Raw genomic sequence first — 23,371 nt, 5'->3', positions numbered from 1 at the left:
TTAGATTAATTTAATGAAATGGTGTCAATCAGTCTTATAGAATTAACAAATACCGCTATAAATGCACGATATTTTTTATCATTCTCTTTCTGATCGATAGTTAAAAGTGTGGATTCGTCAGCAATGACAAAATATTCAAGTTCAAACTCTTTATTGTCTTTGAAAGAATTTTCTACAAATTCAACAGTTTCTTCTGGAGTTTGAGTTTGAAAAATGTCTTTTGCTTCGGTTAAAGTTTTGTAAATGATAGAAGCATCTTTTCGTTCCTGTGCAGTTAATCGTTCGTTTCGGGAACTCATAGCCAGCTGATTTTCTTCTCTAAAAATTGGACAGCCCACAATATTTACGGGTAAATTTGTTTTCTCGACCATCTTTTTAACAATCTGAAGTCGCTGAAAATCTTTCTCTCCAAAATAAGCATTTGTTGGAGTTACAATTTCAAAAAGTCTTTTTACGATTGTTCCAACGCCATTAAAATGCCCCGGCCTGAATTTTCCTTCCATTTGATTTTCCAATCCATCAAAATCAAAATCTTGAGAAATTGTGTTTCCTTCATAAATATCTTCAACAGAAGGTGCGTATAAAATGATTTTGTCACTTAATGTACGCATTTTCTTAATATCTTCTTCCAGTGTTCTTGGATATTTTGCCAGATCTTCAGGATTGTTAAATTGAGTTGGATTGACAAAAATGCTTACAACTGTATCGTCGTTTTCTTTTAACGAACGCCGCATTAAAGCCAAATGACCTTGGTGTAAAGCGCCCATTGTAGGTACAAATCCAATAGTTGAATTTGCGGTTTTGATAGTTTTAAGATAGGCTATCAAAGTCGCTTTACTGTAGAAAATATGCATTGAGGTATTATTAAAATTTAGTGCAAACATAATATATTAGTTATAAACTGCATAAATTTTTGTAATTTTGCGACGTTTTTATTACCAAAATTAAGTAAAATACTATTATGAAAGATAAGAGGATATTATATGTATCATCTGAAGTCGTGCCTTATTTGGCTGAAAATGAGGTTTCTTTAATGTCTTATGACGTTCCAAAAATGATTAACGATCAAGGCGACCAGATAAGAATTTTCATGCCAAGATACGGGAATATCAACGAGAGAAGACATCAACTGCATGAAGTAATTAGACTTTCTGGGATGAATTTGGTAGTGAATGATTTAGATATGCCATTGATTATCAAAGTTGCATCAATTCCAAAAGAAAGAATTCAGGTTTACTTTATTGATAATGATGAATACTTTAAACGTAAAGCAACCTTTGCAGATGAGGAGGGTGTTTTATATCCTGATAATGACGAAAGAGCAATTTTCTTTGCAAAAGGTGTTGTTGAAACAGTAAAGAAATTAAACTGGGTTCCGGATATTATTCACGTTCACGGCTGGCTTGCGACTATGCTTCCAATCTACATGAAGCATTATTACAAAAATGAAGCATTATTTTCTGAAACTAAAATTATTACTTCTGTTTACGGACAGTCGTTTGATGAAAATTTAGATTTGGAGATGATAAATAAAGTTAAATTTGATGGTGTTCCTCACGAAGCTGTTTCAGATTTAGAAGTTCCAAATTACGAGAATGTTTTAAAAGCTAGCATATTACACTCTGATGGAGTAATTATAGCATCAGAAAATGTTTCTCCAAGTTTAACAAAATTTATAGAATCTTCAGGAAAACCTTTTTTACCTTTCGCCCCGAAAGATGCATTTGCTGACGCTTATACAAATTTCTACAGAACGTTTGGACTTTAAATTTTAACTTTATTATAAAACATGTATAATACTTCTTTTATTAAGAAATTTCTTTTAGCTTTAATTGTTGTTTGTTTATATTCTTGCGATAAAGATTTTAATGCAATTGGTGATGGTTTAATTGGGGATGATCATTTTGGTCTTGAACCAGAAGAATATAGTGTTTTAGCTTTTAATCAAGAAGTAACTCCTGTTCAGTCTAATAACCTGCCTGTAAATGCTTTAGGTATTTTTACTAATCCGTTGTTTGGTACTACTACGGCTAACTTTGCTACACAAGTAGGACTTGTTTCTTATGCGCCAACAATTGGTGAGTCACCTGTAATTGAAAGTGCGGTACTTACTATTCCTTATTTTAATCATGTAACTGCCACTGGTACTGATGGAGCAAATACATATGTGCTGGATTCGATCTATGGAGGTCAAGGAAAGGATTTTAAATTAAAGTTGAGTGTATACGAGTCGGGTTATCAAATGAGAAGCAGTTATTTTAGCGATGGTTCTCAATTGCCTCAATTCTACTACACAGACCAAAACAATGATTTTTTTAGTAATGCAAATAAGGTATTGTTGAATAATGGGCCAGTTCAAGAAAATGAAGAATTCTATTTTGATCCTGCTGAAATTGTAACTAAAACGACTGATCCAGATACTAAAGTGGAAACAGTTACAAGAACGGCACCGCAAATGGTGCTTAATCTTAGAAAAGAATTTTTTCAAGAAAAGATTTTAAATGCAGCGAAGATCGAAGCTGTCTAGCGAGGACCTTTTTCAAGAGTATTTTAGAGGTTTATATTTTATGGTCGAAAAATCTGGAGCTAATAGTAATATGGCCATGATGGATTTTTCTAAAGGTGTGATTACTATTAAATATAAAGCAAAAACTGCCGCAACAACAGATGGGGAAGCTACTGAAGACAAACAGATTTTAGTGAATTTAAAAGCTGGTGTTTCTACTGCTATTACAAATACAGCTAGTTTTCTTCAAGATGATCGAGAAGCTAATTATCTAAGTGCTGTAACAACAAATGTGAATAAAACCGAAGGTGACGAAAGACTGTATTTAAAAGGTGGTCAAGGTTCTTTAGGGGTTTTGAAACTTTTTAATCCGACGGACGTACTTAGTTACAATGTTGATGGTACTGTGAAAGATGGAGCGAATCAGGTTCCTGATGAATTAGACGAAATTAGAAACAATGTTATCTATAAAAACTGGAAAGTAAACGAAGCAAATCTTGTTTTTTATATTGACGCTGATAAAATGGGTACTACAAAAGCGCCACAGAGAGTTTACTTGTATGATTTAACCAATAATACTGTTTTGGCAGATTATTCTGCAGACCCTGCAGATCCTTTTGGCGGTTTGATTATTCTTGATTCTGATAAAAAAGGAAAAACCTATAAACTTAGAATTACAAGTCATATTCGTAATCTTATCAAAGATGCGACAGCTAAAAATGTTGATTTAGGAATAGTTGTTTCTCTAAGTGCTGGGGTTGTTGCCTCAAATGCACTAAAGCAAAAGAACGAAACTATATCACAAGCGCCGAGAACATCGGTTATGAGTCCTTTAGGTACGATCTTATATGGCGGAAAAGCTTCTGTTCCAGATGATAAAAGATTAAAACTTCAGGTCTACTATACGAAACCAAATTAATAAATATATATGTGTGGAATTGTTGGATATATCGGTCATAGAGACGCTTATCATATTGTAATCAAGGGGCTAAAGCGACTTGAGTACAGAGGGTATGATAGTGCCGGTGTTATGTTGTACGACGATGAGTCGGGTATTAAAGTTTGTAAAACAAAAGGTAAAGTGTCAGACCTTGAAGCTAAAGCTGAAGAAGGTTTTACAATAAATGGAAATATTGGAATTGGACATACACGTTGGGCAACACATGGTGTTCCGAATGATGTAAATTCACATCCTCATCTTTCAAATTCTGGAGATCTTGCGATTATTCATAATGGAATTATCGAGAATTATGCTCCACTAAAAGAAGAACTTATAAAAAGAGGCTATACTTTTAAATCGGATACAGATACGGAGGTTTTAGTTAATTTAATAGAAGAAGTTCAGAAGAAAGAAAAGATTAAATTAGGTAAAGCAGTTCAGATTGCATTGAATCAAGTTGTTGGAGCATATGCAATTGCTGTTTTTGATAAAAAAAATCCAAACGAACTTGTTGCGGCTAGATTAGGAAGTCCATTGGCAATTGGAGTTGGTGAAGGAGAGTATTTTATTGCTTCTGATGCATCGCCATTTATCGAATACACTTCTAATGCAGTGTACTTGGAAGATGGAGAAATGGCAAATATTAGACTGCACAAGCCAATCAAAATTAGAAAAATTAAAGATGACTCTTTAGTTGATCCTTATATTCAGGAACTTCAATTAAATTTGGAGCAGATTGAAAAAGGCGGCTATGATCATTTTATGCTAAAAGAAATCTACGAACAGCCAAGTGTTATTAAAGATACTTACAGAGGCAGACTTCATGCAAATGAGGGGATTGTTCAAATGGCAGGTGTAGAAGATAATATTGAAAAATTCTTAAACGCTAAGCGAATTCTAATTGTTGCGTGCGGAACTTCTTGGCATGCAGGTTTAGTAGCAGAATATATCTTTGAAGAGTTTACTCGTATTCCTGTTGAAGTAGAATATGCATCTGAATTCAGATATAGAAATCCAATTATCAATAAAGATGACGTAGTTATAGCTATCTCGCAATCTGGTGAGACTGCAGATACTATGGCGGCTATAAAACTGGCTAAAGAAAACGGAGCGTTTGTATTTGGAGTTTGTAACGTTGTTGGTTCTTCTATTTCTAGAGAAAGCCATGCAGGTGCTTACACGCATGCTGGACCAGAAATTGGAGTTGCTTCTACAAAAGCATTTACTACTCAGATCACTGTTTTAACTATGATCGCTTTAAGATTAGGAAAAGCAAAAGGAACATTATCAAACACAGATTTCCGTACATATCTTCAAGAATTGGAAATCATTCCTGAAAAAGTAGCTGAAGCATTGCAGACTAATGATAAAGCAAAAGAAATTGCGTACGCTTTTAAAGATTCGCCAAACTGTCTTTATTTAGGTAGAGGATATAATTTCCCAGTTGCTTTAGAGGGTGCTTTAAAGTTAAAAGAGATTTCATATATCCATGCCGAAGGTTATCCAGCAGCGGAAATGAAACACGGTCCAATTGCTTTAATTGATGAACTTATGCCAGTTATTGTTATTGCGCCTAAACAAGGGCATTATGACAAAATCGTAAGTAACATCCAGGAAATTAAATCAAGAAGTGGTAAAATTATTGCTGTTGTTACTAAAGGTGATACACAAGTTCGTGAATTGGCAGATTATGTAATCGAGATTCCTGAAACTTCAGATGCGTTGTCTCCATTAGTTACGACAATTCCGTTACAATTACTTTCTTATTACATAGCTGTAATGAGAGGTTGTAATGTTGATCAGTCGCGTAACTTAGCAAAGTCGGTTACAGTAGAATAGATTTATTTTAAAATATAAATATGTTAAAAAAGCGAGATTTAGGTCTCGCTTTTTTTTATTGTCAAATTTTTTTTTCGGGTTATGCATTTTTATGAATTTTTCAGTTTTTTGTCAAAAATTTATATGTATGCATAGTAAATTGGTTTTTCTTCTCGTTTTCTTTGTTTTTATTACAACAAATTCAATTAGCAAATAGTTAAAATATTGTACAAATACATGATAAATATTAATTTTATTTAACGTTTTTTTATGTATATGGAAATATTTGTTTATTTTGGCTATATATACTAACAAAAAAACTAACCCAATGAGAGTCTACTTGCTAATTATGTTGTTATTCAGCGGAATATCCTTTGCGCAGAATACAATAACAGGTTCGGTTACAGATGGTAACAAACAATCTATTCCCGGTGCCAACATTGTTGTTGTCGGTGATAATAGTGGTGCTTCCACTGATTTCGACGGATCATTTAAATTGACGACAAATACTAAACTGCCTTTTTCTGTAAAAGTTTCTGCCGTGGGATTTGAATCAAAAACGATTAATGTAACCACAGTTAATCAAAAATTGAATGTAATTTTAATAGATGAAGAAACTAAATTAGATGAAATAGTAGTTTCTGCTTCTAGAACACCAGAAAGGGTTTTAGAATCTCCAGTGACAATTGAAAGAATGGGTATTCAGGAAATTAAAAGAACGGCTTCTCCGACTTTTTATGATGGTTTAGAAAATATGAAAGAGGTACAAATGAATACCAGTAGTATGTCTTTCAAATCAATTAACACCAGAGGATTTGCCGCCGTTGCCAATACTCGTTTTATGCAGTTGGTAGATGGTATGGATAACTCTTCTCCTTTGTTGAATTTCGTTTTAGGAAACATGATTGGAGTTTCGGAAATTGATGTGCAGAGTGTAGAGCTTCTTCCAGGTGCTTCATCTGCATTATACGGTGCGAATGCATTCAATGGAATTTTATTTATGACGAGTAAAAGTCCGTTTACAAATCAAGGAATTTCTGCTTATTTCAAATATGGTGCAACTTCTCAAGAAGTCGCGGGTACAAATAGTTATTATGATTTTGGTGTTCGATTTGCTCACGCCTTCAATAAATATTTTGTCGCGAAAGCTAACTTCACTTATATGCAGGCTACAGATTGGTATGCTACAAATTATAATGATAAAACAAGAAATGGTTTAGATAGAACAGATCCAAGTTATGATGGTATAAATGTTTATGGTGATGAAGCTTCGACAAACATTAAAGGAGTTGGTTTAAAGCTGGAATCAATGGGAATAATTCCTATAGGAGCATCTAATCTTCTGCCAAATTCAATTGTAAGCAGAACTGGATATAATGAAATAGATTTGACTGATAATAAAGCGACAAATACGAAGATTGACTTTTCTCTTCATCTACGACCATTTGCAGATGAAAGATTCGAAGTTATTTGGCAAAGCAAATTTGGTAATGGTAATGCAGTTTACCAAGGGGCTAATAGATACTATCTTAATGATTTTTTTATGCGAGCAACATAAATTAGAACTCAAAGGGAAAAACTTTTTCGTTAGAAGTTATATGACTACTGAAGATGGAGGAAATTCTTATGATATGGTTTTTACGGGTATTAATGTAAATAGAAAATGGAAAGACGATAATACTTGGTTTGGTCAGTACGCAGGAGCATATATTCAAGGCACTTTGGCTGGTATGACACCGCAGACAGGCGCATGCGCGGGTAGAGCAACTGCGGATACAGGTCGTTTTTTACCTGGAACAGTGGAGTTTAAAAACGCTTTTAATCAAGTTATAAATGAGGAAGATGTTCTTTCTGGGTCAAAATTGGTAGATAACTCAAAAATCTATCATTCTGATGCAAACTATAACTTTAGAGATTTAATAAAATTTGCCGAAATTCAGGTTGGAGGTTCGTTTAGGGCGTATGAGTTGAATTCTCATGGTAGAATTTATACGGATGCAAATGGTCCAATCAATTATAATGAGTATGGAACGTATGCTCAATTGATGAAAAAATTCATGGATGACAGATTGAAGTTTACGGGGTCTCTTCGTTATGATAAATCTAAAAACTTTGATGGAAACTTTTCGCCACGTTTGTCTTTAGTATATTCAGGTGGAGAGAAGAGAAATCACAATTTTAGAGGATCTTTCCAAACCGGTTTTAGAAATCCTTCAACTCAAGATCAGTATATCGGGTTTAATATTGGAAGTGCTGTGTTGATTGGTTCTGCGCCAGACAACTTAACTAGATTTAGTGAGACATTTGCATTAAGCGCTGAAGGGCAGTCTTACAGCAATGGCAGTGCTACAAAAGATATGACAGGTGTAGATGCTTATGGTAACTCTTACTTAGCGAGTTCGGTTAGTGCTTTTTCTGCAATGGCAGGAAGTAATCCAATCGCATGGCGACATTATTAAAAAAATCAACAGCCAATTATGTAAAACCTGAGGAGGTAAAAGCGTTTGAGGTAGGGTACCGTTCTGTTTTTGAAGGTATGTCTGTTGATCTTAATGCTTATTATAATATCTACAATAACTTTATTGGGAATTTAAATGTAATTGCTCCTTATTACGGAACAGCTCAAGATAATCCAAATCTTGTCGCGGGAACTACAGATGCAGGTGTTCAATCAGTAAGAGCTATTCAAAATGGAGAATACAGAGTGTATCAATTGTATACTAACTCAGATGTCGAAATACATTCATTAGGTTTTGGTGTTGGGCTTTCTAGAAAAATAATTTCTGATTTTGAATTAGGTGTAAATTACAACTATGCTCAATTTGATTTTGATCAAGAAAAAGATGCGAGTTTTGAAGCTGGTTTTAATACGCCAAAACATAGAGTTAAAATGTCAATTGGAAATGATAAACTGTTTAAAAATTTCGGATTTAGTGTAAGTGGAAGATGGAATAGCGAATACGAATGGCAGGCAGGTTTTGCTGATGGTATAATTAAATCTGCAACTGTAATTGATGCTCAGATAAATTATGGAATTCCAAAATTGAAATCGGTTGTAAAATTAGGTGCGGCAAATATTGGTGGAAAAGAATACTATCAAGTTATCGGAGCAGGATTAATCGGACAACAGTATTTTGCTTCTTGGACTATTAACCCATAATTGATTATTAACTTAAAGTAAAATTCATTATTTAGGTTTCTGAATTAATAATTTGGAAATAGATAATTTTAAAATATAGAAATTATGATAAAAAATTTCAAGTGGCTTGTATTGGTTTCATTAACCTTTATGGCTTGTAATAGTGATGATGATGTGGTTGTTCCTGTAGATTCATCTGATGGTAAACCTTTGACAGCTGGAAGTGCAGATTTTTCTAAATATGTTGCACTAGGAGATTCTTTTGCGGCGGGTTTTAGTGATAATGCTTTATTTATTAAAGGGCAGGAAGGGGCTTATCCGAATATTTTAGCGCGCAGTTTACTTTAGTTGGAGGAGGAGAATTTAAAACGCCTTTTTCAAATGATAATATAGGAGGATTGTTATTGGGTGGAAGTGTTATTTTTGGTCCTAGACTATATTTTAACAGCACTCCAACTCCAGTTGAAGGAACTCCGACAACAGAAGTTACAGCACATTTGTCTGGAACTTTTGGTAATTTAGGAGTGCCTGGTGCTAAAAGCTTTCATTTGCTGGCTCCTGGTTATGGTAATCCTGCGGGTGTGGCCACGGGAACAGCGAATCCTTACTTTGCCCGTTTTGCATCAAGTACAACAACTACAGTTTTGGCAGATGCTTTAAGTCAGAACCCTACTTTTTTTTCTTTATGGATTGGAGGGAATGATGAATTAGGTTATGCAACTGCAGGTGGAGATCCAACTGTAAATCCTTTGACGCCAACTGCTACTTTTGATGCTCGCGTATAAGGCTTTGGTTGGGCGACTCGTTTCTGGAGGAAGAAAAGGAGTTGTGGCTAATTTGCCAGTTATTACAACGTCGCCTCATTTTCATGTGATTACGTATAATCAGTTGACGCAAGCTAATTTGAGTGTAGGCGGAGTTAGTTTGGTTAGTACATTAAATGCTCAATTGTACGGGCCTTTACATAATGCTTTGGCTTTTTTAGGACAAGGAAATAGAATTAATCTTTTGTCTGCAACAGGAAATAATCCGTTGTTAATTGTAGACGAAACGTTACCTGATCTTTCGGCAAATTTAAGAGCGGTTTTAATGGGTGGCGGATTAGATGCTACTACTGCTACGGTGATGGGACAGATTTTTGGAAGAGCCAGACAGGCGCTTCCTACAGATTTAATTGTTTTGGGTGCTTCATCTAGAATTGGGAAAGTTCCAAGTGTAGCGGCTGACGGAATTGCTTCGCCTTCGCCATCTTTGTCGCAATTAGGGGTTACTTTTCCTTTGCCAGACAGGTATGTTTTACTGCCTTCTGAAGTGGCGGAAATAGGAGTGGCTACTGCGGCTTATAATTTGACTATAAAAACTGTTGCCGAGGCAAACGGTTTGGCTATTGTCGATGCAGAATCAATAATGGCTGATTTAAATAAGCCAAACGGAATTACAATGAATAATTTTACATTGAAAGCGACATTTGTTACCGGTGGAATGTTTTCGTTAGACGGAGTTCATCCCACTCCAAGAGGATATGCATTTATTGCTAACAAATTTATTGAAGCGATTAATGTTAAGTATGCTTCAAACTTAAAAGGTGTGGATATTGGTAATTATCAGGTTTTGTTTCCTGCTAAATTGTAATAAAAACTATTTTAACTTCAAAAAACCGCTCATTTTTAGGATGCGACGGTTTTTTTTCTTTTGCTTAAAAAAATGCCGTTTTTGTTATTTTTTAAGGAAGTTTTATGAATCAAACAAAATCATGGTATTTTTTATGAAAAAAAAATTGATTTTATATTTTAAAAAATTATCTTTGCGCTCTGAAAAAAGAGGTATTTTCGATAAACCTAAATAGCTATTTAATAAATACATAAGTAATGTCAAAAGTAATAGGAAAAGTTGCTCAAATCATTGGACCAGTAGTAGACGTAGTTTTCAACGGTAAAGATGTTGAACTTCCAAAAATTTATGATTCACTAGAAATCACTAAAAAAGACGGAACTATTTTAGTTCTTGAAGTACAATCTCACATTGGAGAAAACACTGTTCGTACAATCTCTATGGACTCTACAGACGGTTTGTCAAGAGGATATGAAGTAGTTGGAACAGGAAATCCAATCCAAATGCCAATCGGTCCGGATGTATACGGAAGATTATTTAATGTAATTGGAGATGCGATTGATGGTTTAGGAAACTTGCCAAAAACAGGTGAAAACGGTTTGTCTATTCACAGACAAGCTCCTAAATTTGAAGATTTATCAACTTCATCTGAAGTTTTATTCACAGGTATCAAAGTAATCGATTTGATCGAGCCTTACGCAAAAGGAGGTAAAATTGGATTGTTTGGTGGTGCAGGTGTTGGTAAAACAGTATTGATTCAGGAGTTGATCAACAATATTGCAAAAGGTCACGGTGGACTTTCAGTATTCGCTGGAGTAGGTGAAAGAACACGTGAAGGAAATGACTTACTTCGTGAGATGTTGGAGTCAGGAATTATTAAATACGGTGATGATTTCATGCACTCTATGGAAAATGGAGGATGGGATTTATCTAAAGTAGATATGCCAGGAATGAGAGAGTCTAAAGCTACTTTCGTTTTCGGACAAATGAATGAGCCTCCTGGAGCTCGTGCACGTGTGGCACTTTCAGGATTATCTATTGCTGAGTATTTCCGTGATGGAGCTGGATCTGATCAAGGTAAAGATGTATTATTCTTCGTTGATAATATCTTCCGTTTTACACAAGCAGGTTCTGAAGTATCAGCACTTTTAGGTCGTATGCCATCTGCGGTAGGTTACCAACCAACTTTGGCAACAGAGATGGGAGCTATGCAAGAGCGTATTACATCTACAAACAAAGGATCTATTACATCTGTACAGGCGGTTTACGTTCCTGCGGATGACTTAACTGACCCGGCGCCGGCAACAACGTTTGCTCACTTAGATGCTACAACTGTATTGTCTCGTAAAATTGCTGAGTTAGGTATCTATCCTGCGGTTGACCCGTTAGATTCTACTTCAAGAATTTTAACTCCTCAAATCTTAGGAAATGAGCACTATGACTGTGCACAAAGAGTAAAAGAGATTCTTCAAAAATACAAACAATTACAAGATATCATCGCGATTCTTGGTATGGAAGAGTTATCTGAAGAAGATAAATTATCTGTATCTAGAGCACGTCGTGTACAACGTTTCTTGTCTCAGCCTTTCCACGTTGCGGAGCAATTTACAGGTATCCCAGGTGTATTAGTTGATATTAAAGATACTATCAAAGGATTTAACATGATTATCGATGGTGAGTTAGATCACCTTCCAGAAGTCGCTTTCAACTTGAAAGGTTCTATTCAAGATGCAATCGAAGCTGGAGAAAAAATGTTAGCTGAAGCATAATCAAGCAAAGCTTGATAAACATCAAAAATAAAAATTCCAAATTCCAATATTGGGATTTGGAATTTTATAATTTGGAACTTTAAAAAACAGTTATGATTTTAGAAATAGTATCACCAGAAGCTAAATTATTTTCGGGAGAAGTAACATCGGTTACTTTGCCAGGAGTTGATGGAAGCTTTCAGATTTTAAATCATCACGCGCCAATTGTTTCTATTTTAGAAGAAGGAACGATTAAAATTGCGACTCCAAGCTTCAGTTTTTCTAAGGAAGCAGTTGATAAATTCAAGAGAGTAAATGACCAAACTTATACTTTAGAGATTAAGTCAGGAACTATCGAGATGAAAAACAATAAAATAATTGTATTAGTTGACTAAAACAATTTTACAATAAGCAAAAAGCCAGACAGATTTGTCTGGCTTTTTTGTTTTTACTTCTGGAAGATTAATGTATTTTAAACAGCAGATTCTTTAGTCAGCTGTATATTTTGTCGTAACTTCAATTTTATAACTTTGCTTTATGAAACTGCCTGACAACCTCAATAATAAAATAGAAAATTATAAGCGACGACAATCTGCTTCGAAAACCGCCTGCATTTAATAATGTAGTTGATTTTGCTTCTAATGATTATATTGGGTTTGCAAAATCGGAAGTTATATTTAGAAATGTTCATGCCTATTTGGTGGAAAACGAAATATTTCAAAACGGTTCTACAGGTTCAAGATTGATTTCTGGAAATCATTCTCTTTATCCAATTGCGGAAAATTTTATAGCCCAATTTCATGATGCAGAAACTGCTTTAATTTTTAATTCGGGTTACGATGCCAATATTGGTTTTTTTAGCGCTATACCGCAGGGAAATGATGTTGTTTTGTATGATGAACTCTGTCATGCATCAATAAAAGATGGAATTGCAATGTCTAGTGCTCAATCCTATAAATTTATCCACAATGATTTTGAAAATTTAGAAGAGCTGATTCTTAAATTTCAAGGTTCAGCGATTTATATTGTTACTGAAAGTGTCTTTTCAATTGATGGAGATACTCCCAATTTGGAAGAATTGATAATGCTTTCAGAAAAATACAATTGTTATCTAATTGTTGATGAAGCGCACACACTTGGTGTTTTTGGAGAAAGAGGAGAAGGTCTTATTCAATACCTTAAATTACAGGATAAAATTTTTGCTAGAATTATGACATTCGGAAAAGGTTTAGGATGTCAAGGTGCGACGATTTTAGGATCTGCTGAACTCAAAGAATATCTTGTGAATTTTGCAAGAAGTTTTATTTACACAACGGGTTTGTCTCCAAATGCTGTCGCGACAATCTTTACAGCTTATCAACAGTTAGAGTTGGAAAATGAAGCAATTCAAAAACTTCGCGAAAATATTATATATTTCAATCAGCAGAAAAATTTATTAGGGCTAAAACCAATGTTTGTGCACAGTAAATCTGCGATACATTCTGCTATTGTTCCCAGCAATGAAAACGTAAAACAGCTGGCACAAGAACTTCAAGATAAAGGATTCGATGTGCAGGCATTTCTTTCACCAACCGTTCCAGAAGGTCAGGAGCGTCTGCGTTTTTGTATTCACAGTTTTAATTCTCATGAAGAGATTAATCAGGTTTTAGAATTGGTAAGGGATTTTATTTTTTAATTATGGAAGAAGAATTTAAGTTGGTTCAAAGTTATCAATATTCATCAGAAGCGCTCATATTTAGTGGTAAGCTGGAATCTGAAGTAATTGAAGTTTACATTCGTGATAATCATGTTGTAGATTCAAATCCGATTTGGAGCAACGCCGTTGGAGGAGTTAAACTCTTCGTTGAAAGTAAAGACTTTAAAAGAGCAAATGAAATTCTATTATCAGTAAGCCAATATTCCTTAGACGAAAAAAATAATTTAATTAAATGTCCTAAATGCGATGCAGAACAAGTAGAAATGGTTACTTCAATAAAAGATATTAAATCATTTTTAGCATTTCTTCTTTCACTGCTTTTTGTTGTGATGCCTTTTTACTCAAAATATAGATATAAGTGCAATAATTGTAAAGCTGAATTTTAGATAAAAAATGTTTCCAAAATCCTCTTTTTATGGATTTTAAAAAAGTTTACAGTTTTTTTGTAACATTTTGATTATTCGATTACTTACGAGTAGTAATCAAATAAACCAAATATAATATGAAAACAATCTTTCAATCCACAATAGCAGTATTTCTATTCTTTTTCATTGTTGCTGGTACAGCACAGACAAAATCTCCAAAACTCCAAAATTCTCTGCTTTGGGAAGTTTCAGGAAAAGGTCTTCCTAAACCGTCTTACTTATATGGAACCATTCATATGATTTGTTCAAAGGATTATTTTTTATCCGAAAAGGCAAAAAAGGCATTTGAAGCTTCAGACAAATTATTTTTAGAAATCAATTTTACAGATCCTGCAGAAATGAGTCAGATGCAGCAATTGGCGATGGGAAAAGAACCACTTAGTAAAAAATTAAGCCCAGAACAATTGGCAAAATTAGATGTAATTTTAAAAAAGAGCACCGGAATGAATGTACAGCAAGTAGACAGCTTTAGTCTTTTGACTGTCTTGAGTTTAATTTCTATGAAAAGTTTTGGCTGTGCGGACCTTAAGTTTTATGAAATGGAATTTTCAGATGCGACTAAAAAAAGAAATGTTCCCATTTTTGGTCTTGAAACTGTTAAATCGCAATTTGAAATTCTGGAAAATGCTTATTCAAATGATGAGGTTTTAAAGCTTCTGGAAGAATCAACTTCTGAGGAAACGGATGGATTAGTTACTGCATATAAAAATGAAAATATTGACGCTATGTATGCTTTAACAACCGATGAAAAATTTACCAGCGAGAAAACAAAAAAGCAGATTCTTGATAATAGAAATGTAAACTGGGTAAAAGCAATGCCTGAATTAATGAAGCAAAATGGTGTTTTCTTTGCAGTTGGAGCGGGACATTTGGGAGGTGAGCTTGGCGTTATTAATTTATTGAGAAAAAAAGGATACACTGTAAAACCTGTAATGAACTGAATCTGTTTTGAAAGAGAAAGAACAAGAATTTTTGAATCGGATAGAAAGCCATAAGGGAATTTTGTATAAAGTTTCTAAGATGTATATGGATAATTCTGATGATCAGCAGGATTTGTTTCAGGAAATTGTCTGCCAGCTCTGGAAGTCGTATGATTCTTTTCGAAATGAAAGCCAGTTTTCAACCTGGATGTATAGAGTTGCAGTAAATACAGCCATTGTGTTTTTAAAGAAAGAAAAGCGAAAGGTTGATAAATATGAAATCGCTTCAGAGAATATAAAGGAAGACGAAAGTGATGCTCATATAAAAGAAAGTCAGCTGGATCATTTTTATAAGGCGGTACAAAAACTGGAAAAAATCGATAAGGCCATAATTTTCTATCAATTAGAGGGTTTCTCTCATAAAGAAATAGGTCAGAATCTCGGAATTTCAGAAGGAAATGCCAGAGTAAAATTAAACAGAGCGAAAGAAAAATTAAAAGAAATTATAAAAAATCAGGGATATGGATTTTAACGATATACAAAATGCCTGGAATAACGAAAAACCTGAAAATGTTATTCTGCCGAAAGACTTAGAAAAAATCCAATCTGCTAATACGCCATTGGATAAAATTAAAAAAAATCTAAAAAATGAATTTATTTACCAAATATTTTCTGTTGTTTTAATAGGGATAGTTCCTTTGATATGTAGTTTTTCACCGAAAATAACTTTGTTGTATTATTTGCTTTACAGTCTTTTCGTAGCAGTTTGCGTGTTCTATCTGGCAAAATTTTATTTCTTTTACCAACGATTGAATAAAACAGCTTTGACGACAAAAGATAGTTTGTATGAGACCTATTTTGATATTAGATTAAATATGGAATTGTACAAAACGTTTGGTTTTGCTTTAACACCGTTTTTAGTTTTGTATTTACTGGGTTTTTACTACTATACATTTACAAAAATACCAGGATTTTTGGATCATGAATTCTCTAATGGACAATTGTTTGGATTCTTTTTGATTGTTGTTTTTGTAGTGCTTTTTATGGGGGTTTCTTTAGAATGGTGGGTTCATAAATTTTATGCAAAATCTGCCAAAGAAATAAAGAAAGTAATTGACGAATTAAAAGAAGAATAAAAACAAGAAACCCATCAAATTTTGATGGGTTTCTTGTTTTATGAATTAATCGATTATTATCTTTTTTGTCGAAACATGACCGTTTTGTAAACTGGTTTTTACCAGTAAAACTTGATTTCCGGTCTGCAAATTCGAAATTTGGAATTCTGTGCTGTTGATTTTCTTTTTGCTGAATATTTCCTGACCTAGTACATTATAAATAGTTACATCATTGATTGCTTCTTTTGAAGCAGTAATTTTTACTATTTTATTTTTGACTGAAACTATAATTCCATCTGAAATATTTTCAAAATCGTCTGTTCCTAATGTTTTAGAAGTATAACGAATAACAAAACGACTGTTGAAAGATCCTTCAGTTGTTGTAAACTTATAATTTTCCAGACGAAGATTTGTTGTTTTTCCGGTTTCCTTATCTTCTAAATAAACATCTTGATTATCAAAAATTCCATCAGCATGATCGATTGAAATGGTGTAAGCACCTTTAGCTGATAATTTATATCCTAACGGAACTTCGTCGCTTTTTTCAAATGGAAGTGTACGTCCTTGTATGGTTAGTTTTTTGTTGCTGTTGATGCTGTAAAAATCAACAAATGTATTTGCTCCCATCGAAACAGCATCGTAATTAACGTCGATTGTGTTTGTTGCTCCTTGGATATATCCTACCAGAATTTGTTTGAAAACACCGTCAGTATTTGCAAAATTCAGCCAGACACGATTTTTCTCAATACCTGCAGATTTAGCTGTTTTATAAAACTGGCTGTTGTCGCCAGGTAAACGAATATCATTATTAAAGATCACTGTACCTGAAGCCGGTCTTGCAATGAATCCCTGAGCATATTGCAATATATCCTTGAAAAGGCAATCCGCTTCCGCCTACAGTAGCTCCAGAGCTATTGTAAACTGTAAAGTCACCATTGTAGTAGTATTTACCATCTGCAGGGTTCAGCACAGGAAGTGCTTCATGTCCCCAGAAATATAAAGAACCTAAAGTTAAATTGTCAAGCATTAATTCATCCGCATCAATAGCAGAAGGATAAGGGTTTCCAATTAGATTCCATTTTCCACTTGCAACTGGAACGGGGTAATCTCCGTTATTAGGAACACCTGTAAATACAGCAGTAAAATTCTGTGGAGTGGTTAGATCAAAACTCTGTGGAGCCCTAATGTTGTAACCTTTACCGTTCTCCATCGGCATTGTTCCGTTAAAGTCAACGGACCATCCTGCATCTGGATCGTAATATTGAAATTTATCGTTTAATGTCCCTGGAGATAAATTGTACATACTGAAGCCTGGTTTTGTAACCGGCATAGACCAGTATGTAAAGTCATAACGACGTGCGGCAGTAGTTCTTCTGTAAATAATATCTCCGGTATTTACTGCATTTGTAGTTTGTACTAAACTTGAACCGCTTTCAAAAATTAATTGGCCGTTTGTAGTAACACTATTTGTAACTGTCAAAGTTATTCCACCGGTAATTGTAACAACGGCACTTGAATTAACAATTAAAGAACAGATAGTTGCATTTGCTGTAAAAGGCTGGTTTGGTGTCGTTGAATTGATAACAGCTCTTTTAGTTACACTTGGCAGTCCGTTTGACCAGCCAGTTCCATTCCATGTAGTCGAAGAGTCTTCACCAATAGTTATACTGGTTGTGGTTGGTGAATTACATCCGCCAATGCTTACCCTGAAAGAATAAGAACCAACAGCTAAATTTGGTACTGTAAAACTTGTCCCCGTTCCAGTATGAGTGGCAGATGCAGTTCCTGTTTGTGTTATCTGCCAAGTTCCTGAAACAGGAAGGTTTGTTAGGTCAGCACTTCCTAAGCCTGCACATGTCACTGGATGTGTAGCGCTGATTGTTGGGGACGCTAATAAAATTGTAGTAGTTGGTAAATTATTATTGTAATCATCACCAGAGATATCAGTAACGGTATTTAAGGAAGGATCGGTTCCAGTAACTGTAGCTGAATTTACAATTCTTCCAGCAGTTACATCTGCAGGAGTAATGGTATAAGTTGCACTTATAGTTGCAGTTGCATTTACGGCCAAACTAGAAATTAAATTACTTGAAAATACCATTCCAGGCATTGGATCTGAAACACTTATGTTGGTAATTGGAACTTCTCCAGTGTTTTTAATATCAAAATTATAAGTTATAACGTCGCCAGCTTTACCACAAGATGATAAAGTAGCTTTTTTAATCATACTAAGTTCCGCTATTTTAAGTGATTTGGTATTTACAGCAATAAATGCACAATCTGAACTTCCTGAAAAAACAACAACAAAACGATCCACTTGAGAGGCATTTGTATTGTCGATTCCAAATGAACTGGTTTCTATGCCCAGCATTCGAATATCTCTGGTATCACCTGGAGTAAAAGCCATAGTCGCCATTGGTGGCTCTAAATAAATCCAAACTGTAAGTTCCGATAACTGGGACAGAACCAAAATTAACGGATATCTCATTACCTACGGTATTACCTAAAGCATCAACAAATTTAAATATATCTGCTGTTCCTCCAGGTGATGCAACTTGTGTTACAAGTATATCTGGAACATTATCATTGATGCTCGCTGTATTTAAATTGTTTGTTCCGATTCTGAATTCTGCTACACCGGGAGCAATGTTGGCGATTCCTGTGCCTAAACTCAATCCGTTTTCACCATCAGTAAGTCTGGAAGCAAGTTCAGCTCCTGTTGCACTGCTTCCTGCCAATCCAGGTATTAAAGTTGTGCCTGTTGCAGATCCATCTATCATAGAACCTTGTAAAAAATAAGTATCAGCTGTATAGGCTAAGGTCTGAATTTTTAACGCTCTATATCGTTGTGGGTCAAAGGAGACCAAATTTGTGTTTAGTTTTGTGTCGTCTATACCAGTGGAGAAAGTTGTACCTCTCCATTGAAATGCTAAAAGATTATTAGCAGTAGTTGGACGGTTTCCTACTCCTGTCGCACCATTTGATGTCCAATACCCAGTGCCGGTTCTATTCCAGTCTGTATGTATTCTGGTTATTGTATTGCTTTGACTAGTAATTTTTAATGATATCAGAAAAAAAAGCAGGGACATTTTTTTTAATGATAATGAACGAAAATTCGATCGCTTTGTGCTCATGAAAATTTTGTTGGTTAAAAATTGGTTGATAATAGGGTTTTTTAAGTATAATTTTTAAATTTTGGTTCTTTATTGCAAATGCAAAATCCGACATTGATTAGGTGTCGGATTTTGTGTGTATAATATGTATTAGTTAAAAATCACTTTTTTCGTGACCGAACTGCCATTTTCTAAGACAACTTTGACCAGTAAAACTTGATTGCCAGATTGTAAATTCGTTATCTGCAATTCATTAGAATCAATTTTGTTTTTAGTATAAACCGATTGTCCTCCGATATTGTAAATCTGTACTTCTTTTATATTTTCGGTATTAGAATTTACTCTTATTATTTTTGATTTTACTGACACAAAAACACCACTTTGTGAATTTTCAAAATCGTCTGTTCCTAATGTTTTGGAACTGTATCGAATAACAAAACGACTGTTGAAAGATCCCTCAGCTGTCGTGAACTTATAATCTTCCAGACGCAGATTGGTTGTTTTTCCAGTTTCCTTATCTTCTAAATAAACATCTTGATTATCAAAAATTCCATCAGCATGATCGATTGAAATGGTGTAAGCACCTTTAGCTGATAATTTATATCCTAACGGAACTTCGTCGCTTTTTTCAAATGGCAATGAACGTCCTTGTATGGTTAGTTTTTTATTACTGTTGATGCTGTAAAAATCAACAAATGTATTTGCTCCCATCGAAACAGCATCGTAATTAGCATCGATTGTATTTGTTGCTCCTTCGATATATCCTACTAGAATTTGTTTGAAAACACCATCAGTATTCGCAAAATTCAGCCAGACACGATTTTTTTCAATGCCTTCAGATTTAGTCGCTTTATAAAACTGGCTGTTACTGCCTGCTGAACGAATTTGGTTAGTAAAGTTTACTGTGCCCGAAGCCGGTCTAGCAATGAATCCCTGAGCAGCTGCAATATATCCTTGAAAAGGCAATCCGCTTCCGCCTACAGTAGCTCCAGAGCTGTTGTAAACTGTAAAGTCACCATTGTAGTAGTATTTTCCATCTGCAGGGTTCAGCACAGGAAGTGCTTCATGTCCCCAGAAATACAGCGATCCTAAATTTGAATTGGTCGCCAAAAGTTTGTCGGCATCAATAGCAGAAGGATAAGGGTTTCCAATTAGATTCCATTTTCCGCTTGCAACTGGAACCGAGTAATCTCCGTTATTTGGAACACCTGTAAATACACCTGTAAAATTCTGAGGAGTGGTTAGATCAAAACTCTGAGGAGCTCTAATGTTGTAACCTCTACCGGTTTCCATCGGCGTTTTTCCATTAAGGTCAACGGACCATCCTGCATTTGGATCGTAATATTGAAATTTATCATTTAATGTCCCTGGAGATAAATTGTACATACTGAAGCCTGCTTTTGTAACAGGCATAGACCAATATGTAAAGTCATAACGACGTGCAGAAGTTGTTCTCTGTAATTCAAAAGCATCTGAATTTCCAGTAAACATAGTTTTGCTGGTACTTGTTTGAAGTAATGATCCATGCTTTGTACTAATAATTTTCCTCCAGTTCCTACATTTATATCTTCATCAACCGTTAATGTAACACCCTTTGGAACTGTTAGTGTGTACGTTGGATTAACAGTACAAGAACATACCGTAATATCTGAGGTTAATGTTGTATTTGAATTGATTTGGATTGCGCTATTAGCGGCAAGAGTACCTGTCCCGTTATAAGGTGTTAGTACTTTTAAAAAGTTGATTCCAACATTTGCATTACCACCATCTTCTCTTAAACGAACTTCTACTTTAGAGCTGCTATTTAGGGTATAAAGATCTCCATTGTTTATCAAAGCAGGGTTATTATCCCAGCCTGATCTAGAAAATATTTCAACTCCATTTATAAAGATCTGAATAGCATCATCATAATGTGCACGTTGGATTTGATATTGACCACAAGGAAAACCTTCACGTTTGTATGATACTGTGAAATTATCATTTGGTATTGCGACTCCTTGCCAATATATAGTCGCAGATGGTGAGGCGACTGTATTCCAATAATCTCTTGAATTTATATTTAAGTTTGGTTCAACATAATATCCAGCGTATACTGTAGTTGCTAAGGTTATGTCATTTTTAAGATATCCATAAACATTCCAAACCTTGTCACCATAAATTGTTGGGTCACCTTTTGTTAAATCAAATGAAAATGTAGCTCTTGCATCACCTCCATTTTCATAATATTCGATAACAAATTCATGAGAACCGGCAGTTAAATATTTTGATGTAACATCAGTTGTATAACCATGGTCATTCCAGCGAGTTATAACTGACTGACCGTCAATGTAAAGTCTTATGCCATCATCGCCTGCTAAGACCATATAATAATTTCCAGCTTCTGCAATGGTAGTTCGCATTTTATATCGTACAAAAAACTTGTTAGTCGGAGCGACTTCACAAGGAATATTTGTGGTAACGCCGCTAATAGCGTCAGCTCCCATGTTTCTGTCAAAAGTTTTATTTTCTGTTACCGTTCCGATGTAAGTTGCTATACTAGTATCTGGTAAAGTACTTGTATTAATAGGATTTGGAGCAGTGTTTCCTGTCCATTTGTAAACATATCCGATCCATGATTCAGTTCCAAATGATGTTTGGTTTCCAGTTGGTGTACAAGGAAGAACTTCGTCAGCGCCCATGTAAGGTTTAACTCTTGTTTCTCCATCTATATCTGTTGTAACTGTAGGAATAGCAACTCCAATTAAATTAGCGTTGGCAGTAACATCTTGAAGGTGATAATCTGAAGTAAACGCAGGTAAAATAATTCTAGAATTAGAGTCAGAAACAGCTGTATTCCATGAAGCAGGTACGGTTCCTGCTGTAGTTGCAGAATATTCAGTTCCATTTATTCTATTTTGAAAATTATTACTAGCATTTGTTACATAGTAATCATTATTGCTAATTTGGCCTAAAGTTCCTCCATTATTAAATACTGCATATTGTTTGTTAGTCTGCGTATTAACAAAAATATTGTTTCTAATATTAATACCAGAACCACCAGAAATATATAGACATGAGGCATACGCTGTACCAGTTGGAGCTCCACTTCCGATAATAGTATTATAATATATATTTGTTGTACTACCAGATGCTATATGAATACTATTTCCTTTATTGTAATAATTATAGTTATTATTATCCGCAGTAGTATTGTATACATTGCTGATAATGTTATTATGTATATTTGTTGTTCCACTTGATCTAACTAAAATACCAGCTGTAAAGTAGTTATTATTGTGTACAGTATTGACGATGTCATTAATTATATTACCTGAAATTGTTCCAGAACTTGCTCCTAAAAGAATTAATGCGGCTCCATCATTACTTAAATTTAGAGTGTTTCTTACTCCTGAAATAGTATTGCCAGAAATTTCATAATTTGATGCGTTAGATATATACATTCCTCTAACTGGTTTTTCAGCATCTATAGTACTTCCTATTTTATTTCCTTGAATTTTCCAGCCTGCTGGTGATAATGTGTTTGTTGCGCCATTAATATTGATTCCATCTTTGACGTTAAACATTTCATTGTTTACGATATTGATATTTGAATTAGCACTAGTATTTACTTGTTCGTTTATTGCATTATTTGCATCCAATGTATTATTTCCAGAATATACACCAGTTTGAAGTCTCAATTGATCATTTCTATTTGAAAATCTAAATATGCTGTTTTTAACAGTAATATTTGTTGATCCTTTAGCGCCATTACTTGCAATCCAAATTATAGATTTTTGCGATCCAGAGCGATTATCGTTATTTAGTAATGTTAAATTTTTTGTACTCGCCGTAGAGTTGCTTCCATCTATTATAACATTACTTACGCCATTAAACATGAAAATTGCTGGTACACTTGTAGAAGAGTTTGCCATATTAACAGTAATATTAATATTGGTTCTTCCTGTATTGGGTTTTATTGTCAATGTATTTACCGCACTAGAATTGGAGTATTCTCTAATGGTATATTGAGAAGTAGCGGTTTGGTCCTCATCAAGTAAAAACTTTACAGGTCCAGAAACTCCAACATTGTTTAATCTAGCAACTGCAGCGCAAGAGTTCTAAAATTTGGATCACTATTTGCAGAACTGATGATGTAATCGCCGTTTAGTTGGGCAAACCCTAAAAAAGGCAAAAATAAAAATAAAAGTAAAGTTTTCTTCATGCTTAAATGTTTTCTATCAGTTTGTTATGCTGGCATAATAATTAGTGCCCGCGCAAATATAAAGACATCTACGAGCTAGAAATAGGTAGGGTTTTCATAATGGGGAGTTATTCGATGAGTTGTTAAAATACTCGATGAA

General features: G+C 34.5%; 19 protein-coding genes and 2 pseudogenes. 15 read left to right on the top strand and 6 right to left on the bottom strand.

Features of this window, described 5'->3' with window-relative positions:
• Nucleotides 1-5: 5 nt before the first annotated feature.
• Nucleotides 6-884 carry a pantoate--beta-alanine ligase gene (gene panC / locus ACZZ95_RS04310; RefSeq protein WP_463468146.1) on the bottom strand — a complete coding sequence of 293 codons (879 nt, stop codon included), beginning with the start codon at nt 882-884 and terminating at the stop codon, nt 6-8.
• Between the two features lie 77 nt (nt 885-961).
• Between panC and ACZZ95_RS04305 the strand changes: the two genes are divergently transcribed.
• The 15 genes and pseudogenes from ACZZ95_RS04305 to ACZZ95_RS04235 all read left to right on the top strand — a co-directional run bounded on the left by ACZZ95_RS04305 (nt 962) and on the right by ACZZ95_RS04235 (nt 15,939).
• Nucleotides 962-1,768 (top strand): glycogen/starch synthase, encoded by an 807-nt coding sequence (locus ACZZ95_RS04305; protein WP_463468145.1) that lies wholly within the window; start codon nt 962-964, stop codon nt 1,766-1,768.
• Between the two features lie 21 nt (nt 1,769-1,789).
• Nucleotides 1,790-2,527, top strand: coding sequence for a DUF4270 family protein (locus ACZZ95_RS04300; protein ID WP_463468144.1), 738 nt, complete (start codon nt 1,790-1,792; stop codon nt 2,525-2,527).
• A gap of 40 nt (nt 2,528-2,567) precedes the next feature.
• Nucleotides 2,568-3,425: a DUF4270 family protein gene (locus ACZZ95_RS04295; RefSeq protein ID WP_463468143.1), complete on the top strand. Its 858-nt coding sequence runs from the start codon at nt 2,568-2,570 to the stop codon at nt 3,423-3,425.
• 9 nt (nt 3,426-3,434) lie between these two features.
• The gene (gene glmS, locus ACZZ95_RS04290; RefSeq protein ID WP_463468142.1) at nt 3,435-5,285 is read left to right on the top strand and encodes a glutamine--fructose-6-phosphate transaminase (isomerizing); all 1,851 of its coding nucleotides are present in this window, start codon (nt 3,435-3,437) and stop codon (nt 5,283-5,285) included.
• Between the two features lie 307 nt (nt 5,286-5,592).
• Nucleotides 5,593-8,424 (top strand): annotated as a pseudogene (locus tag ACZZ95_RS04285) (TonB-dependent receptor domain-containing protein).
• Between the two features lie 84 nt (nt 8,425-8,508).
• Entirely contained in the window at nt 8,509-8,751 is a 243-nt protein-coding gene (locus ACZZ95_RS04280; RefSeq protein WP_463468141.1) for a hypothetical protein, read from the top strand.
• A gap of 50 nt (nt 8,752-8,801) precedes the next feature.
• Entirely contained in the window at nt 8,802-9,188 is a 387-nt protein-coding gene (locus tag ACZZ95_RS04275) for a hypothetical protein (protein ID WP_463468140.1), read from the top strand.
• The gene (locus ACZZ95_RS04270) at nt 9,175-10,035 is read left to right on the top strand and encodes an SGNH/GDSL hydrolase family protein (RefSeq protein ID WP_463468139.1); all 861 of its coding nucleotides are present in this window, start codon (nt 9,175-9,177) and stop codon (nt 10,033-10,035) included. The genes ACZZ95_RS04275 and ACZZ95_RS04270 overlap by 14 nt, the downstream gene beginning before the upstream one ends.
• A 236-nt stretch (nt 10,036-10,271) precedes the next feature.
• Nucleotides 10,272-11,783 carry a F0F1 ATP synthase subunit beta gene (gene atpD / locus ACZZ95_RS04265; protein ID WP_463468138.1) on the top strand — a complete coding sequence of 504 codons (1,512 nt, stop codon included), beginning with the start codon at nt 10,272-10,274 and terminating at the stop codon, nt 11,781-11,783.
• A 92-nt stretch (nt 11,784-11,875) separates the two neighbouring features.
• Nucleotides 11,876-12,157, top strand: coding sequence for a F0F1 ATP synthase subunit delta/epsilon (locus ACZZ95_RS04260; protein WP_463468137.1), 282 nt, complete (start codon nt 11,876-11,878; stop codon nt 12,155-12,157).
• 142 nt (nt 12,158-12,299) lie between these two features.
• Nucleotides 12,300-13,437, top strand: a pseudogene (locus ACZZ95_RS04255) (aminotransferase class I/II-fold pyridoxal phosphate-dependent enzyme).
• A gap of 2 nt (nt 13,438-13,439) precedes the next feature.
• A complete protein-coding gene (locus tag ACZZ95_RS04250) occupies nt 13,440-13,844 on the top strand; it encodes a putative signal transducing protein (protein WP_463468136.1) in 405 nt (134 codons plus the stop codon).
• Nucleotides 13,845-13,960: 116 nt separating this feature from the next.
• Entirely contained in the window at nt 13,961-14,824 is an 864-nt protein-coding gene (locus ACZZ95_RS04245; RefSeq protein ID WP_463468135.1) for a TraB/GumN family protein, read from the top strand.
• A 7-nt stretch (nt 14,825-14,831) separates the two neighbouring features.
• A complete protein-coding gene (locus ACZZ95_RS04240; protein ID WP_463468134.1) occupies nt 14,832-15,335 on the top strand; it encodes an RNA polymerase sigma factor in 504 nt (167 codons plus the stop codon).
• Complete coding sequence (locus tag ACZZ95_RS04235) at nt 15,325-15,939, top strand: hypothetical protein (RefSeq protein WP_463468133.1); 615 nt, start codon at nt 15,325-15,327, stop codon at nt 15,937-15,939. Before ACZZ95_RS04240 ends, ACZZ95_RS04235 begins: the two co-directional genes overlap by 11 nt.
• 45 nt (nt 15,940-15,984) lie before the next feature.
• Here ACZZ95_RS04235 and ACZZ95_RS04230 read toward each other — a convergent pair whose 3' ends face one another.
• From ACZZ95_RS04230 to ACZZ95_RS04210, 5 genes are all read right to left on the bottom strand, one after another.
• Nucleotides 15,985-16,737, bottom strand: coding sequence for a T9SS sorting signal type C domain-containing protein (locus ACZZ95_RS04230; protein WP_463468132.1), 753 nt, complete (start codon nt 16,735-16,737; stop codon nt 15,985-15,987).
• Complete coding sequence (locus tag ACZZ95_RS04225) at nt 16,727-18,406, bottom strand: DUF7507 domain-containing protein (RefSeq protein ID WP_463468131.1); 1,680 nt, start codon at nt 18,404-18,406, stop codon at nt 16,727-16,729. The genes ACZZ95_RS04230 and ACZZ95_RS04225 overlap by 11 nt, the downstream gene beginning before the upstream one ends.
• Complete coding sequence (locus ACZZ95_RS04220; protein WP_463468130.1) at nt 18,306-19,007, bottom strand: hypothetical protein; 702 nt, start codon at nt 19,005-19,007, stop codon at nt 18,306-18,308. Before ACZZ95_RS04220 ends, ACZZ95_RS04225 begins: the two co-directional genes overlap by 101 nt.
• 174 nt (nt 19,008-19,181) lie before the next feature.
• Nucleotides 19,182-19,742: a T9SS sorting signal type C domain-containing protein gene (locus tag ACZZ95_RS04215; protein ID WP_463471622.1), complete on the bottom strand. Its 561-nt coding sequence runs from the start codon at nt 19,740-19,742 to the stop codon at nt 19,182-19,184.
• A 647-nt stretch (nt 19,743-20,389) separates the two neighbouring features.
• A complete protein-coding gene (locus ACZZ95_RS04210) occupies nt 20,390-22,993 on the bottom strand; it encodes a PA14 domain-containing protein (protein WP_463468129.1) in 2,604 nt (867 codons plus the stop codon).
• Between the last annotated feature and the right edge of the window lie 378 nt (nt 22,994-23,371).

It is taken from the genome of Flavobacterium sp. AC267, assembly GCF_979258715.1.
This window is presented reverse-complemented; position numbering and strand designations above follow the sequence as displayed.

What these genes read in the sequence shown, in the direction of transcription:
- panC (WP_463468146.1), bottom strand. Translation starts at nt 884, where the DNA reads ATGTTTGCACTAAATTTTAATAATACCTCAATGCATATTTTCTACAGT.
- ACZZ95_RS04305 (WP_463468145.1), top strand. Translation starts at nt 962, where the DNA reads ATGAAAGATAAGAGGATATTATATGTATCATCTGAAGTCGTGCCTTAT.
- ACZZ95_RS04300 (WP_463468144.1), top strand. Translation starts at nt 1,790, where the DNA reads ATGTATAATACTTCTTTTATTAAGAAATTTCTTTTAGCTTTAATTGTT.
- ACZZ95_RS04295 (WP_463468143.1), top strand. Translation starts at nt 2,568, where the DNA reads ATGGTCGAAAAATCTGGAGCTAATAGTAATATGGCCATGATGGATTTT.
- glmS (WP_463468142.1), top strand. Translation starts at nt 3,435, where the DNA reads ATGTGTGGAATTGTTGGATATATCGGTCATAGAGACGCTTATCATATT.
- ACZZ95_RS04280 (WP_463468141.1), top strand. Translation starts at nt 8,509, where the DNA reads ATGATAAAAAATTTCAAGTGGCTTGTATTGGTTTCATTAACCTTTATG.
- ACZZ95_RS04270 (WP_463468139.1), top strand. Translation starts at nt 9,175, where the DNA reads ATGCTCGCGTATAAGGCTTTGGTTGGGCGACTCGTTTCTGGAGGAAGA.
- atpD (WP_463468138.1), top strand. Translation starts at nt 10,272, where the DNA reads ATGTCAAAAGTAATAGGAAAAGTTGCTCAAATCATTGGACCAGTAGTA.
- ACZZ95_RS04260 (WP_463468137.1), top strand. Translation starts at nt 11,876, where the DNA reads ATGATTTTAGAAATAGTATCACCAGAAGCTAAATTATTTTCGGGAGAA.
- ACZZ95_RS04250 (WP_463468136.1), top strand. Translation starts at nt 13,440, where the DNA reads ATGGAAGAAGAATTTAAGTTGGTTCAAAGTTATCAATATTCATCAGAA.
- ACZZ95_RS04245 (WP_463468135.1), top strand. Translation starts at nt 13,961, where the DNA reads ATGAAAACAATCTTTCAATCCACAATAGCAGTATTTCTATTCTTTTTC.
- ACZZ95_RS04235 (WP_463468133.1), top strand. Translation starts at nt 15,325, where the DNA reads ATGGATTTTAACGATATACAAAATGCCTGGAATAACGAAAAACCTGAA.
- ACZZ95_RS04225 (WP_463468131.1), bottom strand. Translation starts at nt 18,406, where the DNA reads ATGAGATATCCGTTAATTTTGGTTCTGTCCCAGTTATCGGAACTTACA.
- ACZZ95_RS04220 (WP_463468130.1), bottom strand. Translation starts at nt 19,007, where the DNA reads ATGTCCCTGCTTTTTTTTCTGATATCATTAAAAATTACTAGTCAAAGC.
- ACZZ95_RS04215 (WP_463471622.1), bottom strand. Translation starts at nt 19,742, where the DNA reads ATGGGAGCAAATACATTTGTTGATTTTTACAGCATCAACAGTAATAAA.